Origin of the sequence: Sinorhizobium sojae CCBAU 05684, from assembly GCF_002288525.1 — a bacterium.
GTDB lineage: Bacteria > Pseudomonadota > Alphaproteobacteria > Rhizobiales > Rhizobiaceae > Sinorhizobium > Sinorhizobium sojae.
Genome location: NZ_CP023068.1, coordinates 1,627,551 through 1,643,496 on the forward strand (window position 1 = coordinate 1,627,551; position 15,946 = coordinate 1,643,496).

At 60.8% G+C, this 15,946-nt stretch carries 13 protein-coding genes and 1 pseudogene; 11 read left to right on the forward strand and 3 right to left on the reverse strand.

Annotated elements, in window-relative coordinates:
• The first annotated feature begins 36 nt into the window (after window positions 1–36).
• The 6 genes from SJ05684_RS25280 to SJ05684_RS25305 are packed head-to-tail and all read left to right on the forward strand — an operon-like array spanning window position 37 to window position 6,764.
• Complete coding sequence (locus SJ05684_RS25280; RefSeq protein ID WP_050980084.1) at window positions 37–1,758, forward strand: putative bifunctional diguanylate cyclase/phosphodiesterase; 1,722 nt, start codon at window positions 37–39, stop codon at window positions 1,756–1,758.
• Between the two features lie 50 nt (window positions 1,759–1,808).
• The gene (locus SJ05684_RS25285; RefSeq protein WP_034856673.1) at window positions 1,809–2,318 is read left to right on the forward strand and encodes a hypothetical protein; all 510 of its coding nucleotides are present in this window, start codon (window positions 1,809–1,811) and stop codon (window positions 2,316–2,318) included.
• The gene (locus tag SJ05684_RS25290) at window positions 2,315–3,493 is read left to right on the forward strand and encodes a class I SAM-dependent methyltransferase (RefSeq protein WP_034856675.1); all 1,179 of its coding nucleotides are present in this window, start codon (window positions 2,315–2,317) and stop codon (window positions 3,491–3,493) included. The genes SJ05684_RS25285 and SJ05684_RS25290 overlap by 4 nt, the downstream gene beginning before the upstream one ends.
• The gene (locus SJ05684_RS25295; protein ID WP_034856683.1) at window positions 3,490–5,850 is read left to right on the forward strand and encodes a SpoIIE family protein phosphatase; all 2,361 of its coding nucleotides are present in this window, start codon (window positions 3,490–3,492) and stop codon (window positions 5,848–5,850) included. Before SJ05684_RS25290 ends, SJ05684_RS25295 begins: the two co-directional genes overlap by 4 nt.
• Before the next feature lie 3 nt (window positions 5,851–5,853).
• Window positions 5,854–6,411: a slr1658 superfamily regulator gene (locus SJ05684_RS25300; protein WP_034856685.1), complete on the forward strand. Its 558-nt coding sequence runs from the start codon at window positions 5,854–5,856 to the stop codon at window positions 6,409–6,411.
• A gap of 14 nt (window positions 6,412–6,425) precedes the next feature.
• On the forward strand, window positions 6,426–6,764 hold the full coding sequence (locus SJ05684_RS25305; RefSeq protein ID WP_034856687.1) for a slr1659 superfamily regulator: 339 nt from the start codon (window positions 6,426–6,428) through the stop codon (window positions 6,762–6,764).
• Between the two features lie 272 nt (window positions 6,765–7,036).
• Here SJ05684_RS25305 and SJ05684_RS25310 read toward each other — a convergent pair whose 3' ends face one another.
• Window positions 7,037–8,188 carry an AraC family transcriptional regulator gene (locus tag SJ05684_RS25310; protein ID WP_034856689.1) on the reverse strand — a complete coding sequence of 384 codons (1,152 nt, stop codon included), beginning with the start codon at window positions 8,186–8,188 and terminating at the stop codon, window positions 7,037–7,039.
• A 442-nt stretch (window positions 8,189–8,630) separates the two neighbouring features.
• Here SJ05684_RS25310 and SJ05684_RS25315 point away from each other — a divergent pair, with 442 nt between their 5' ends.
• The gene (locus SJ05684_RS25315; RefSeq protein ID WP_244426664.1) at window positions 8,631–9,590 is read left to right on the forward strand and encodes an NAD-dependent epimerase/dehydratase family protein; all 960 of its coding nucleotides are present in this window, start codon (window positions 8,631–8,633) and stop codon (window positions 9,588–9,590) included.
• 173 nt (window positions 9,591–9,763) lie between these two features.
• On the opposite strand, the gene SJ05684_RS25325 is transcribed toward SJ05684_RS25315, so the two are convergent.
• On the reverse strand, window positions 9,764–11,221 hold the full coding sequence (locus SJ05684_RS25325) for a TrkH family potassium uptake protein (protein WP_034856693.1): 1,458 nt from the start codon (window positions 11,219–11,221) through the stop codon (window positions 9,764–9,766).
• A gap of 335 nt (window positions 11,222–11,556) precedes the next feature.
• On the opposite strand from SJ05684_RS25325, the gene SJ05684_RS25330 reads away from it, so the two are divergent.
• The 4 genes and pseudogenes from SJ05684_RS25330 to SJ05684_RS25345 form a co-directional block, all read left to right on the forward strand.
• The gene (locus SJ05684_RS25330) at window positions 11,557–13,503 is read left to right on the forward strand and encodes a pilus assembly protein TadG-related protein (RefSeq protein WP_244426665.1); all 1,947 of its coding nucleotides are present in this window, start codon (window positions 11,557–11,559) and stop codon (window positions 13,501–13,503) included.
• Window positions 13,500–14,096, forward strand: coding sequence for a TadE/TadG family type IV pilus assembly protein (locus SJ05684_RS25335; RefSeq protein WP_050980086.1), 597 nt, complete (start codon window positions 13,500–13,502; stop codon window positions 14,094–14,096). Before SJ05684_RS25330 ends, SJ05684_RS25335 begins: the two co-directional genes overlap by 4 nt.
• Window positions 14,097–14,152: 56 nt before the next feature.
• Window positions 14,153–14,542 carry a TadE family protein gene (locus SJ05684_RS25340; protein ID WP_244426666.1) on the forward strand — a complete coding sequence of 130 codons (390 nt, stop codon included), beginning with the start codon at window positions 14,153–14,155 and terminating at the stop codon, window positions 14,540–14,542.
• A 27-nt stretch (window positions 14,543–14,569) separates the two neighbouring features.
• Window positions 14,570–14,885: pseudogene (locus tag SJ05684_RS25345) on the forward strand (cellulose synthase); the annotation flags it as partial.
• A 53-nt stretch (window positions 14,886–14,938) separates the two neighbouring features.
• Here SJ05684_RS25345 and SJ05684_RS25350 read toward each other — a convergent pair.
• Window positions 14,939–15,721 (reverse strand): intradiol ring-cleavage dioxygenase, encoded by a 783-nt coding sequence (locus SJ05684_RS25350; protein ID WP_085939110.1) that lies wholly within the window; start codon window positions 15,719–15,721, stop codon window positions 14,939–14,941.
• Window positions 15,722–15,946 lie beyond the last annotated feature (225 nt).

Sequence of the window (15,946 nt, forward strand, 5' to 3'; positions counted from 1 at the left end):
ATATCAAACGGCAGGCGAGGGAGATTGGAGAAAATAATGCCGGACGTTGATGCGAGCATGCCCGCTATCGACCGTCACTTCCTCGCCGACACCGACGAGGTCGTTTCTTTCTATGACGAGGGCTTTCACTTCATTGGTGCCTCCGCCAGGCATCTCGAGAGACATGCGGTGGAGGACTTGATCGAGGCTTCCCTGTGGCATGTCTATCCGGAACTGCTGGCTCCAGGCCCGAAAGCGGCCATCGACTTCGTTATCGCCAACGGCCTGCCCCGAAACATCGAGATAGCGGATACGACCCGGAACACACGCCTCACCCTCGTCGTCTTTCGCACAGGCAGCGGCCTCGGCGTCCTCGAAGCGCAAGGCAGCGCCGTCTGCCGCGATACGTCGACACAAGGAGAGAGCGATCGCGCGCTGCTCCTGCACCAGGCGACCCACGATGTCCTGACCGGCTTGCCCAATCGGCGGCAGTTCAGCGACCAATTGCGCAGTACCCTGCCCGTGCCGAGCGGCGGGGGCCTGGCGCTCATGCAGATCGACCTCGACGACTTCAAGCCGATCAACGACACGCTCGGCCACGGCGCCGGCGACGCCGTTCTCAAGATGGCCGCCGACCGTATCAGGAGCGCGCTAAAAGACCGCGAATTCGCCTACCGACTCGCCGGCGACGAGTTCGCCGTGATCCAATGGCGGGCGGATCAGCCCAGGGAGGCCGAGCAACTCGCAGAGGCGATCATCGAGGCCTTCCGACCGCCATTCACGGTGGACGGCATCAACGTCTTCGTCGGCGCAAGCATCGGAGTAGCGATAGCACCGGCAGACGGCAACGAGATCGAGCAACTGATGAAAGCGGCCGACATCGCGCTCTATGCGGCCAAGAAGGATGGCCGCAATCGTGCGAGGACGTTCACACGCTCCATGCTCATCGTGCTCGAGCAACGGGAAATGCTCCGCCGCAGTCTACGTACCGCCCTTAAGGAGGATCAGTTCTTCATCGAATACCAGCCGCTGGTCAGCCCGTCCCGCGCGGTCGTGGGCTTCGAGGCGTTGCTGCGTTGGCGGCACCCGTTGATCGGCATCATCCCGCCGAGCGTCTTCATCCCCATGGCGGAGGCCGACGGTCTCATGAGCGAGATCGGCCAGTGGCTCCTGGAGCAGGCCTGCCGAGCCGCGATGACATGGCCTTCCCACTTCACCATCGCGGTCAATCTGTCTCCGGCGGAGTTCCTGCATGCCGGCCTTACCGATCGCGTAGCCCGCGTCCTCGACCTGGTCGGAATCCGCGCCGAACGCCTGGAACTGGAAATCACCGAGTCCGTGCTCCTTGAGCGAACGACGAACAATCTCGATACGCTCAACACGCTGAATGTGCTCGGCGTCCAGATCTCGCTCGACGATTTCGGCACCTATTACTCCTCACTCAGTTATCTGAAGAATTTCCCCTTCGATACGATCAAGATCGACCAATATTTCATCAAGGATCTCGAGCACGACAGGAAGGGCCAGACGATCGTACGCTCGATCATCGCGCTGGCCCATGGGCTTGGCATGCATGTCACCGCCGAGGGCGTGGAGACGGAAGGACAGGTGAACTGGCTTTGCAAGGAAGGATGCGACCGGCTGCAGGGATATTTCCTTAGTTTTCCCCTGCCCGCGGAGGCGATCGGAGACTTCCTTCGCAACTCGTCGACACAGATTACTGATTTCCCGGGTCGTGACTCAGACCTGAACCAGGCCTTGCGGCCGGGGACGCAATGAAGGCGGAGGGAGCCGGAAAAGGGAGTGAGGGGTACGAAGGAGGAAGCGGAATGAATGCAGCCCAAACGAAAGCGAGTTTCGAACCTCTCATCGAGCTCGAAATGGAGATGGGAACCTTCCTCTCCGATTGGCATCATTGTGATCACCTGTCGTCTTTCATGGGACGGATGATCAGCCATAACCGAACGGACCCCGTTCGACACTCGAACTTCTTCTCCTCAGCCCTCAACGAGCTTCTGGAAGTCACGTTCCGCGGCGGCACGCCCGAGGGCCGGATCGGCTGCACGGTCTATCGCCGAGGTCCGAAGGAGCGGGTGAAGCTCACTTTTCCCTGTCCGCCCAGCCAGCGACAGTTCTATCGCGAAGCGGTGTCCAAGACTCGCAAGCAGGATGCCTACGACCGCTATCTCGACGCCATTTCAAACGATCTCGCACCGAGCCGCGAGGTCATTCTTCTCGATCTCGCCATTAACTTCGAGGCCGAGATCAACCTTGAGGAAAAGGCTTCCCCATCGATCACGCTTGTCGTCGACCTGCCACTTGAAGGAATAGTCAGTTGAGTACCGCAGCCCTTTCCACCCCCTATCAGGCGGAGTTCGACGCCAACAGCCAGGAGTTTTCCCTTGCCGGGGTGATCCGGCCGCGTACCGTCGATGAGATTGCGGCAACCATCACGGCACTCAGACACGCAGTCGATGGCGCGCGCGGCGTAGTTTACATCAACGTCAAGCGCCTCGCGCAGATGAACAACACCGCCTTCCACGCCTTTGCGCGCGTCGTGCTCGATGCGTGCCGAGAGCGGACGGACCTCCGCTTCGTCGTCGTTACGTCGAGCGTCGTCGGATGGACCGAGCGCATGTTCCGGCATCTTGGCAAGATTGAGCCGCAGATCAGCGTCGAGGTCTACGACTCGAAGTTCTATCCCGGCCAGGACTTCGTCGAGGATACGAGCTTCATTCCGATCTTGCGCACGCAGACGAAGATGACCTGGCGGCACGAGCGCACGATTCTTCCCCGCCATGGCATGCGCGCCGGCATTGCGATGGCTGACATCTGCTGCGGCATCGGCGACTTCGCCGCCCTCGTTCGCAAGGAATTCCGCCCGGCGCGGATCGTGGCGCTGGACCATTCGAGGGCGAGCCTCGCCTATGCACGCAATGTCGCGGGGCAGTTCGGCATTACGGATATCGAATACACCTATGGCGACGCGTCCGAAATGCTGCTGGAGTCCGACCAGTTCGATCTCGTGACCTGCCGCCATTCGCTGCAGATCTTCAACCAGCCGGACGTCCTGCTGAAGGAGCTTTACCGGATCTGCAAACCGGGCGGCCGCGTCTACATCACCAACGAGAAGAATTCGCACTGTCTCGGCGAGCCCCGATCGCAGAGCATCCAATGGACCTATGAAGAAGTCGCCAAGCTCTTCAGCCATTTCGAGATGGATGTGGAAATGGGGCCGAAGAGCCGCCGCTATCTCGCCGATGCCGGCTTTGAAGACATTCGCGTCGAATCCTTCATGGTCAGCAACCTCGATGGGGACCCGCAGGACTTCGCCGATATCATCACCGCCTGGGAGAACGTCTATGCCGGCGAGATGGCGGTCAAACGCGGCGATTCGCCTGAATTCATCCGGCGCTTCCGCCAGGGATTCCAGGATCACATCTTCGCCGCCCTGCACCCTAAAGGCTACGCCGGCTGGCCGATCTGGGCGGCATCCGGACGCAAACCGCTATGAAGGTGCACGAGCAAAAGACCTCGCGCATCGGCTTGCGTTCATTCCGCGCCAAATTTGTCCTGGTCGTCGGCGGGGCGGTGCTCTTCGACCTGCTCGTTACCGGCGGTCTTGCGCTCTGGAACGTGCAGAGGCTTTCGCGCGATGCGGCAACCGAGGTCGGCCAGGGCCTTGAGCAGGCGAACCAGGACTATATCCGCTCCTACGCCGAATCGACGGCGGCTCGCGTGAACCTGCTTCTAAGCAAGGTCCACTCCGATGTGGGTACGCTAGCGGGCGTTCTTCAGGCACAGATCGACCGTCCCGTACGGAAATCCCAGATCGGTGAGGCAATGGCCCGCGGTGTGCCCGGCACCGTGAATGTCTTCTATAACGAGAAGGGCGGATGGGCGCAGAACCTGCCGGGTCCGCTGTCGGTCGTCAGCGTCTGGGGCTATCTTCTCGACGCCAACCACAATCCGCTTCCGGAAGTCCAGGAGGAGATCGAAAACAGCGCGGTGCTCGACCTCGTAGCGCCGAGCCTTCTGGCGAACGGCCAGCCGAAGCTGCAGATGTACTATATCGGCCCCAAGGAGCGGCCGATCTTCAGGACGGCGCCCTATACGAACCAGGCGCAGACATTCGACGAGCTCTATCCGGGGCACAACAGCGAGAACTTCTGGACCTTTTTCTTTCCAGGGCTCTACGAGTCCTGGGAACGTTGGGCACAGGATCCGCAATCGCGTCCGGTAAAGGAAGACATCACCCAGACGGCACCCTACACGGACGCGATCACCGGCAGGCTCATCGTCAGCTTCTTCGAGCCGCTATGGTCGCGGGATCGCCAGCGGGTCGCGGGCGTCGCCGGCGCGGATATCACCCTCGACCAATTGGCCGAGATCGTCGAAAACGTTCGGGTCGCCGATAGCGGCTTCGGCTTCCTGGCCATGTCGGATGGCAACGTCGTCGCGATCAACCCGGCCGGGGAGAAGGTCATGGGCCTGCGGACGGCGAACGAGACGGGCAGCCAGGGCGTCACCGGTCTGGACCGGTCCTTGCGCAGGAGCACCCAGTCTGCCATTGCGAATCTGCCGCTCGATCGAGACGGCCTGCTGCAGCACGTCTATCTCAACGAGAACGGCGAGAAGGTGCCTTACCTGATCCTCCTGAAGCAGCTCCGGCCGACCAATCTCTGGGTCTCCGGCCCGGTTCGCCGCGAGACGATGCAACTCGGCATCGTCGTTCCGGAGCGAGAGATTTATGCTTCGCTCTTTGCCGCCCAGGCGGGCATTTCCCAAGCGACGAATCGCATCCTGATCTATCAGATCCTGGCGCTGCTCGTGTCGCTGCTGTTTGTCATCGGAGCCGTGTTCGCCATTTCCAAGCGCATCACGAGTGGCATCAGCGCGCTCGCCGAGGCTGCCAAACGCATTCAGGCCAAAGACTATTCCGTCCGGGTGGCAATACCGACACGCGACGAGGTCGGCGAAGCCGGCGCCGCCTTCAATCGCATGGCCGAACAGATCAGTTACCACACCGAGAATCTCGAACAGCTCGTCGAGGATCGCACGAGGGAGATCGAAGAAGCGAATCTGCAGATCTCCGCGCTCAACGAACAATTGCGTAGCGAGAACCTGCGCCTCGGCGCTGAACTGGCGGTTGCCCGCCGCATTCAGATGATGGTGCTGCCGAGAGCGGGCGAGCTTGAAGAGATCAAAGACCTGGAGATCGCAGCCTATATGCGACCGGCCGACGAGGTCGGCGGCGATTACTACGACGTCTTGAAAGACGGCTCGCGACTGAAGATCGGGATCGGAGACGTTACGGGGCACGGGCTGGAAAGCGGCGTGCTGATGCTGATGGTCCAGTCCGTTGCCCGGGCGCTTCAGGAAGCCGGTGAGATGGATCCTTCGCAGTTCCTCAATCGGGTGAACCGCGCCATTTACAAGAACATCACGAGGACCAGTACCAACAAGCATCTCTCCCTCGCATTCCTCGACTACGAACACGGGCGACTGACGCTGTCCGGTCAGCACGAGGAGTTGATCGTAATCCGCGATCTCGGGAAGGTCGAACGCATCGACACGATCGATCTCGGCCTGCCGATTGGCTTGGAGCCGGATATATCGCCTTTCGTGGCAACGCGGGAAATTCCCTTCGATTGCGGTGACATGATCATCCTCCACACGGACGGCGTGACCGAGGCGGAAGGCCGGAACGGCGAACTCTTCGGCATAGAGCGGCTCTGCGAAAGCGCCAGCCGCCGCTATGGCCGAAACGCCGAGGAGGTCAAAACCGGTATCATCGAGGATCTGATGGCCCACATAGGCGCGCAGAAGATCCATGACGACATAACATTGGTAGTGATGAGGCACAGGTGAGCGATGACGACCCTATACGGAGTGGCAGACCTGGCGATCGGCAATGGCGATGATGTGACCACGCTTCGCCTGTTCGAGGGACCGCTCGACTTGAGCTGGAAGCATTGCGCCATGACCTCGGATTTTGTCGCAGAGTTCGTGGCGCTGCGCTACAGCGCGTCGCGCAAGCTCTACAAGGACGTGCGGCACAATGTCGGCTACCTCACCAACGAACTGATCGAGAACGCCGTGAAGTTCCGCGCATCGGGCGAGATCATCGTGGAGGCATCCGTCACCGAAAGTGCCTTTCGCACGAAGGTCACCAATTTGGTCGACAAGGAGACTGCGGAGCGATTTCAGCATCTCCTGTCCGAAATCACGGCCGGTGATCCCGGCGACCTTCTGATCGAGAGGATCGAAACGAACGCTGCTACGGGTGCCGGCGGTTCGGGGCTTGGACTTTTGACGCTCATGAGTGATTATGGTGCTCACTTTGCTTGGGTTTTCGGATCCAGTGATGAGGACCGCAGAATCCCGCTGGAGACCTACGCGTCCATTGCAGTTCCGGACATTTCGAATTGATGGGCGGTGAAAACATGGAAATCAAAGAAGAAGAATATCGCGTTTGGTCGGAAGGCAAGGACGTCTACTTCGACGGGACAATGCGCCTGCCCAGCACAGAGGCCTATGCGCCGATCTTTTCCCTCGTGCTGGGCATCCTTGAAACCGAGCCGGATAGACTCACCGTCGATCTCACAGGATTGCAGTTCCTCAATTCCTCTGGCATCAATCTGCTCGCAAAGCTCACCATCGAGGCCCGCAAGCGACCGAACGTGCAATTTGCCGTTCGCGGGAGCTCGGAGTATCCTTGGCAGACGAAATCGCTGCCGAACCTGAAGAAGCTGCACCCCGGTGTCGATCTGAGGCTCAGTTGAGGGCATCGCCGCGCGGTCCTGGTGCCGGCGCCGGCGCTACAAAGGACAGGTTTCCGGCACGCAGCGGGCAAGAAGACAAGCCAGGCCGGTCGATAGAGGGAGGGGGCCGCGGTTCGGCTGAAGACGAACGCCTTCACCTCAGAACGAACGAAATCCCGTATATCGGTGCGAAACAGCTCCCGGTTTTTCATTTGCGCAGTGGCGGACCGGACGTCGGCGAGCGGCTGGTCGAGCCTGTGAAAATTGGCGTTCGAAATCCGGCACCGCGCTTCCTACTTGCCAGGCGGCTCGAGCCAGTCACCGATCGTCGCACCGTGAAGCCGCCGGGAAGGCGGGACGGCCACGACCGGTTGACTGGATCCGGCTGCCTTTCGGATTTCGCGCGGGCTCGCCCCGAATTCGTGACTGAAGGCACGCGTGAAGTTGGCGGCCACATCGAAGCCGGAGGCTTCCGCAATCTCAGCAATCGACCGGCTGTCCGTAGGGTCGCTGAGGGCCGCGTAGGCGTGCTGGAGCCGACGCTTGCGAATATAGTTCAGCACGCCGCCACTCTGCTCGAACAATTGGTAGAGCCGCGTCCGCGAAACGCCGATCGCCCGACAGATGGCGTCAGGTGTGAGTTCGGCTGAGTTGAGATGAAGATGAATGTATCGATGCGCGCGCTCCATCATTCCCTTGTTCGACTCGGCTCCGGCGGCGTTCGGCGTCACCGACGCGGCAACGCATGAGACCACCATGTCGCATATCGCCTGCACGATCCTCGGAAGTTCTTCGGCCCTTAAAACGCCGAGGCTCGCCACTGTGCCGTCGATGTAGTTCAGCAGCAGGTCGGCGAGGCTGCCCGAAAGCACCGAATTGTTGGCGGCTTCGAGAATGCCGGCATCATCGGCCAGCAACTCATAGGGTATGAAAAGAAACACGCCCGCGGCCTCTGTCGTTCGTCCACGATAGGGATAGCCGAGGGAGCGCAGAAAGAGATCGCCCGGACCGGTCTGGGTGACGCGTCGGTCGACCTCGGTCCAGGCCCGACCACTGCGCAAGATGCCCAGATTCCAGTGGTCGATCGGGCTCGAACGCAGCATGGCGCGGGAACGGGCATAGCTGTGCGCCGGGGTGCGTTGTTGTACGATCAGCAAATTGTCAAGGCGCCATCCAGTCTGTTCGGCATGAAAGCCTTGATCCGGGGATATGCCATCGGGCAAGCGAAGGTCAAGCAGCGGCGCCATGTGTGCACGCCATGCGGGGAACTGCGCCGCAGCCGGCAGCTCACCTGTTGAGAATCGCAAGGGTACAAGTGCTGGCGGACCGCTCGGGCGGCCTTCCGTCCCGGCCGCTGGCTCTCGGGGCCAGCGCCGCCTCTCCTCGGCCCCTGGCCAGGGCGGGGCATCTGTGGGGTCGTCTCCTGATCCGGACTCACTCGTCATCGAATGCCTCCAGTGCATGGATTTTTGGCGAGCCGACGGATCACAGAGGGGACCGCTTCCCGGCACCCCGCCGAGGGGGCTCCGCATTCATGGTCCACTGGCGAAGGCCGACCGATTCACACCACCTGCTTAGTTATACCTCTTTTTCGGTAGAAATGGACGGGGAGATAACTTTCTGGATGTAACGATAATGACATTTGCGACTTATGTTTGTATCTAAATAGACGTCGATGCCGCCAGATTTATTTCGGCGAAATGACCAAGAAACACCGACGATCCTGCCGCCACATTCGGCCGCCGTTAAGTGTCATCGATTTCAAACGACAATCGTGTATCTCGTACGATGGAGGTAGTCGTGAGCTATCTGCGGAAGTTTCATGCGCGTTATTTTAAACCGTCTTCCGGCCGCAAAAGATCTTCTTCGCGCGATAACAAAAGCATTATGGTCGCCGGTGGCGCCGGGTTTCTTGGCTCGCATCTTTGTGAGCGCCTCCTCAAGGCCGGCCATCAGGTTTATTGCGTCGACGATTTCTCGACGGGGCTGGAGCGCAATATTTCACCGCTCCTGGGCTTCGACGGTTTCGACGTCATAGCCCAGGACATCGCCGAACCGATCGACGTCGACGTCGACGTCGACGAAATCTATCATCTCGCTCGCCCGGCCTCGCCGCCACACTATCAGGCCGACCCGATCCGGGCGATGCAAACCTATGTGACAGGCTCTCTGAACCTGCTGGAACTGGCGGCTCGCCGGGGCGCGCGCATCCTCCAGGTTTCGGCCGCCGACACTCACGACGATTCGCAACTCCATGCTCGTACGGAAGGTGATTGGAGCGACGCCGCTTTCCTCGGGCGACACTCCTCATACGAAGAGGGTAAACGCTGCGCGGAAGCACTGTTCTCCGATTTTCACAGGCTCTACGAGGTAGACGTTCGCCTTGTCCGCATCTTCAACGCTTACGGGCCCCGGATGCGCGCGGACGAAAGCCGCATCGTGTCGAACTTCGTACTCAAGGCCCTGAGAGGGAAGGACATCACGATCTATGGGGACGCCTCCAAGACCCGCTCCTTCTCTTTCGCCGATGACCTGATCGATGGCTTCGCCCGCATCATGGCATCGCCGGCGTCGCTGCCGGTCCCGATCGATCTCTGCAATCCGATGGAGTTTTCGATCGGCGACGTGGCAGAGCAGGTGATCGAGCTCACCGGCGCACGATCGAACCTCATCCTGCGTCCGCAGGCGACCGACACGCCTCGCCAACAGCGCCCGGACATCTCGCTTGCCATGCAGGAGTTCGGCTGGCGGCCGAAAATGGACCTTTCGGGCGGACTGTTGCAGACGATCGGCTATTTCGATCGCCTTCTCGCCGGATCGAAGCGCGTGGTTCCTGAACCCGCCTGATCACGATCGCCTCGGTCCGCGCCCTTCGGCAGGACCCGAGGCAAAGTCCGGCGCGGTCGGAGTACCGCGTGACCGTCGCCGGAAGGAGTTGCGCATCTCGATGCTAGGAAAGGCTCCGCAGACGAGCCCGGCATCGGTGCGCAGCTCCACCTTTTGTTTGAAGCCAGGCGCGGTCAGCGCCGCCAGAACCACGGCTGAAGCACGACGAGGAACGTCACGAGTTCCAATCGACCGACGATCATCGAGATCGCGATCAGCCACTTGGCCGCGTCGGGTATGGCCGCGAAGTTGGTAGCGGGCCCGACAAGGGGACCGAGGCCGGGTCCGGTATTTCCCATGCCCTGCGCCACCGACGAAAGGGAAGAGAGAAAATCGAGGCCAGTCGCCATGACCAGGAGCGAGAGGATCAGCGTCGTTACGAGGTAGAGGAAAAAGAAGTTGCGGACGTTGCCGATCGCAACGTCATCGACGGATCTTCCCTGGAATCGCACGGGCACCAGTGAGTTTGGAAAGAGCATCTGCCTTAACACTCTTCCCGATCCGGCAAACAGGATCTGCCACCGGAAAATCTTGATGCCGCCTGCCGTCGAGCCTGCACAACCGCCGATGAAATAGAGCAGGAAGAATAGCCCCATCGCAAAACTTCCCCAGTTGGAAAAGTCGGCCGTGACGTAGCCTGTGCTCGTGATGACGGACGTAACGTTGAAGGCGGACAGCCGCAAGGCGGTCGGCGGCGACATACCCTGGGCAATGTTCCAGGCGGTGCAGGCAAGCGTCATCGCCGTAACGATGAGGAGAAACGCCTTGATCTGGCCCTCGATCGTACTGCGCTTGCCGCGGTTCACGAGGAACACTGCATAGAATGCAAGCGGCAGAGCCCCCATCATCATAAAGATGATCGCCACGAGTTCGATCGGCAGTGAGCCGTAATAGCCGATCGACGCGTCCTTGGTCGACATGCCGCCGGTCGCAATCGTCGTCAGCGCATGATTAACCGCGTCGAAGGTCGTCATGCCGGCGACGTCGAAAGCGATCGCACAGAGCAGGGTGAGCGACAGATAGACAATCAGGATATTGCGGGCGATCTGCCTCACCTTCGGAAAGGGTTTCTCTGAGACATCTGAGGATTCGGCCCGGAAGAGCTGCATACCGCCGACCCGGAGAGCCGGAAGCACGCTCAGCGCCATGACGATGATGCCGATGCCGCCGAGCCATTGCAGCAGCGAGCGCCACAGCAACAGGCCGGGCGGCATCTGATCGAGCCCGAAGAGAACAGTGGAGCCGGTCGTCGTAAGGGCGGATGCCGCTTCGAAGACCGCATCCGTCCAACTGATGCCGAGATGCGAGTTGTAGAGCGGAATAGCGCCGATCAGACACGCCGAGAGCCAGGCACTGACCGTGACCAGGAGCCCCGTGCGGCTGTCCTTCGGGTCGACGTCCCCCTGGTTGAAAGCCGCCACGAGCAGCAGACCGATACCCGCACTGACGACGGCGCCGCTCGCAAAGGTCATCCCGTCACGGCTGTTGCCGGCGCCGAAATCGACGATAGCCGGTACAAGCATCGCAAAGGCCATAGCGAGGATGAACACACCGTTGAGGAAGAGGACAAAGCGGAGGCGGTCGGCGGTCATTCTCGATTCCTGCCCGTTGGATTCGGCCAGAACGCGAGTACTACAGGCGCCGACGTTTCGCCAGCCCGACAACTTGGGGTAAACGGAAACTTATAGCTCCGGTGTGGCTGGGAAGCCGCGACTGACCACGTTTTGGGCAGCATCTTATCTCTTTTGCGCAGCCCTATCCGCCAACCGCAGCGAAGAGCCCCACCTTCGAAAAAGGCAATGCTTTGTTAATTCTCATTGCGGATTGCCTGGCGCAGGCGATCCGATGGGCACGTACATCAAATGGCTCGCCTCTGATTGACCGATATCGACATTGCGAGAGCCCAGTCGACATGGGGAAACCGGATATGAGAGTTCCATTGCGCTCCGTAAGATTGCTGCGCCACGACCGGCGCGGCGCTATCGGAATCATGGCGGCCATATGCCTCCCGATCGTGATCGGCTTCACCGCCCTTTCCGTCGAATACGGCTACGGGCTGCTCATACGGGACCGAAACCAGCGTACGGCCGATCTTGCATCTTACGCAGGCGCCCTTGCCCACAGCGAAACGAAGTCGGAAACGCGAGTGCGTAAAGCGGCCCTTCAGGTGTCTGCGCTCAACGGAGTCGATGCCGACGACGTTTCCGTCTCGATAACGACATCTCCAAAGGACGCGGGCGCTCAGGCCATACATGTCACGGTCACCACTACGAACACGCTTTTTTTGGCGCCGGTTCTCGGCGTCGACCCCAAGCTCGATATTGCAGCGCAAGCCTATGCTTCGATAGGTTCGACTGAAAACGGTTGCATCATTGCTTTGGACAAATCCGGATCGGGTGTGACCCTCTCGGGCGGCGTGCAGGTCGGTGCGAGCCAGTGCTATGTGGCATCGAACAGCGACCTTGTCGCGCCTTGCGGCACCAAGATCACCGCCAAGAGCGCGACCTATTATTCCGGTTCCTCAGAGTCCTGCCCGTGGTCAAGCAACATCGTCCAGGCCGACGGCAGCGACGCGCCGGTAACGCAAGCCTACACCAGCGATCCTCTCGACGGCCATTCCGGGGTGGCCGAACTTGTCGAACGCTTCGCGGTCATTCGCAAGGCCGCATGGCCGCACATGGTCTCGGTGAAAAAGGGGCACGATATAGAGTTTGGCGGCGATACATCCCCGAAAGCGACTGCTGCCGCAATCGAATCCGTGGGCTGCAGTTACGATCCGGCGAGCTTCAATGAGTATTGGACGGTTAAATGGGATATTATCTGCGCGGGCTCCGAGATCAGCATCGGCTCACTGCTGGTCCATGGCAACGTCCAGGTGAAGTTCAATACCGCCGGGAGCAAGAACACCGTCTATACCTTTTCGGGGAAGATCCAGAATGATTTCGGCACGAAGCTCGAGTTTGGAGACGGTGTCTTCAGCGTCGAGAAGGGAATCATCGGCACTGACCTGACATTCGGAGCCGGTACGTTCCACATCGGCATGGTCGGCGAAGACGATGCCAGCTCCTGCGGAGGTGCCCGCTACAGCCTGTGCAGCGGCGGAAAGCTTACCATCGGCGGACCCAGCACCTTCGTGCTGGATGCAGGTTTCTTTACGGGCGATGGCGCTACCCTGAAGCTCGGCGCCGGCAACTCCAACAGCTACATCATCGGGAGATCCAGCGGCGACAATGCGATCGGCGTCGGCGGCGGTTCGACGACCTACATGGCGGATGCGAACTCCGGCCCGGGAGTCTTCCGCGTAAATGGCGACTTGAACGGCGGCGGCGGCGGCAGCTGCCTCACCATCCCTGCAGCGGCACAGCACGACATCGCGGGAAACGTCAATCTCGCCGGCGGCGCGAGGCTGGGTGACGGCATCTACACCGTGGACGGATATTTCTCCGTCAATACCGGCGGGGCCAGTTGCAGCGATACCGTTGCCGTTTCCGGACAGAATGTCACGATCGTCATCTCGGGGGAGGAAACGCCATCGGACTGGGAATGCCGCGAAAAGGCGTTCTGCCTGACCGGCGGCAACGCGATCACCATCGCCGCGCCGCAGAGCGGATCCTATGCGAACCTGGCCGTCATCGGTCCGCAATCCTCCAAAAACACATCGGGGGCGGAAATCACCTCTGGCGGCCGCGGGAAGATTTCCGGGGCGTTTTACTTCCCGCACGGACTCATCGACTTCGGAGGCGGCGGCCGGATCGAGGATGCGGGAAATTGCCTGCAACTGATTGGCGCGAGCATTTCGCTCTCCGGCGGTTCGCAAGCCATGTCGGAATGCGCGCTGTCGACGGCCCAGGGCAAGGTGAAGTTGATACAATGAATTTTATCCGCTCCGGCAAAACAAGAATCCGCAGCACATTTGGCCGCCTGCGCACCCATCATTCGGGCCGAAGGGGCAACGCGGCGATCGAGTTCGCTCTGGTCACGCCGATTTTCGCCGTCATCCTGGCGGGCGGTCTCGATCTGGCCATGCTGGTCTTTTCCCGCTTTCGATTGGAGGCCGCGGTCTCGAACAGCGCGAGCTACGCCCTGGTCCAGGCTGACATGGTTGATGCCAAGAACAGCAGCGATCTCGCGGAAAAGCTGGCCGTGATGATTGCAAGCGAGGACGCGGGCGGCAACAAACACGCTTCCATTGTGGTCAACAACGGCGCCAGTGCAGATTACAACGGCACAAAGATCTCAATCCGTGGAATGCCTGGCCGCGGCGACGCCTGCTATTGCCCAAGCGGTTCGGCGGCATCGCTCGTATGGGGCTCGGCGCGGACATGCGCCTCCGCTTGCCCGAGTGGCGGAAAGGCCGGCAAGTTCGTCGTTGTTACGGTGAAGCAGGCTTACACACCGCTGTTCTCCAGCCTTGGCATCGTCAAGGGCGATTCCATCGACGCCAGCGCGGTCATACGGGCAAAATGACATATTTCCTACGAGAATTCCGGAAGCTATGGCGAGCGCGGTCCGGCGCCGGTGCGGTGGAATTTGCCCTGGTCTTGCCGGTGTTTCTGCTGATGCTGTTCGGAACGATAGAGTTCTGCCGATTGTTCTGGACCACGCACGCACTGCATGACGTGGCGATCGCAACGGCGCGCTGCATGGGCGTTCCACAATTGGAATGCGAAGCGGACGGCGTCTACAGCGCCCCAGAGGTGAAAGCCTTCGCCAAGGAGACCGCGGCGGGCTGGTTCGTGACGATCGATCCCGCGTCGCTCCAGCTCGACCATGACGCCGCTTGCCATGGGCTGGCCGCCGGCTTCTCCCGCGTCGAGATCACCCATCAATTCGCAACGGTACTGCCGGCTCTCCTGACGTCGTTGGCTGGCGGCACCGATCTGAAGGTCGAGGCCTGCTACACCAATCACTGAACTCTTTGCGCCATGGACATTCTGGTTTCTCGCCTGCGCGAGGACGCAGCCTATGGTCAAAGCCTTGCCTGTTTGCGCGTCGGCCTCACCAACAGAGCTGCCGTCGCCGCGGCGGCATCTCGGCCGCTACCGGGAAACACTGCTGTTCCTCGACAAACTGCGCGAGATCGCCTCCGAGCGGACCGACCTAATGGTTCTGCGCGGCTATGCCTATATGAAGCTCAAGCGCTTCGCCGCAGCGAAGCAAATTTTTGAAGCAGTCGCTGCGACCGGCAACCGTGACGCCCAGCGCGGCTTGGCCGAGGTCTACGCGGCGCAGGAAATCTGGCGGCGCAAGTTCTGAGCGCCAAGAGCCGGGGCAGCTTGCGAAGGCTCGCCAACACGTGTGTGTGTGCCCTAAGACCGCACGAGCCCGATCGTATAGCTCGCCTGCAGCACGCCTGGATCAAGCTTTTCGAAGTCGAATATGAACTGCGCCGCCTCGCCAGAGGAGAAGACGCTATCCCCCCCGTTCATTGTGCTGCGTTGCGGTCGGCCGGCATAATCCGGATGTCCCTCATAAACGAGATCGCTCAGCGCATCGTCGAAGAGAAGCTGGCTGACGAGCAGTTCCCGATCCTCCACCAGTATGCGCAGGTGAACGTGGACGGCGCGACCGGGATACCAGCCGGGATAGACTGTCAGGAAGCTGACGACGCCGTTCTCGTCGCTGATCTGGCGTCCCCTGAGGAAGCTCGCGCTTCTGGCGTCCGCATCCTCCCGATTGCATATCGACGCCGCCTCTCCGGAGTAGACGCCATCGGCACTCGTGTGCCAGATCTCGACGTCGGCGCCGTGGATGGGCTCGCAGCTTTCCGCCTCAACCAGGCGCAGACTGATGCGGGTCGGCAGCCCCGCGACGCCCTCGGTCACGTCCTTGCGGACCGGCACATCGCTTGTGCGGCAGGGGCCGAGCGTCTGAGCGGACGTCACGACGCATTGCGGTTTGGCCCGAAAGATCGGCTCCGGCAGATCGGCCGGCACCGCCGCCGAACCGCCTGCGCGAAAGTCGGACGCCTTCCAGTCGAAGCTTCGCCGCGATATCGGTTCGCCGCCGCGACCGCGGGCGACAAAGGCGGTCGCAGCCCCGGCAAGGAGTGCCCCGCCGCCAACGACGATGGTTCTACGTTTCATCTGCATCGGATCTCTCCGTTGTCGCCCGACTTTCGGCTATGCGAGGCCCGTATGGGCGAAATCGTTCCCAGTTGTAGAGCAAGGCTACGCCAAGCGCATTGGCACAAGCATAAGCGAAACAGTCGCAGAAATTGAGATGGCGTCGTGACCGCCGACCTTTTTTCAGGAGAAAGCGCTCGCATCGAGCAAGTGCTTCAACCGCGAAAATCGTGCGCATCAAGCTCGGCTTAT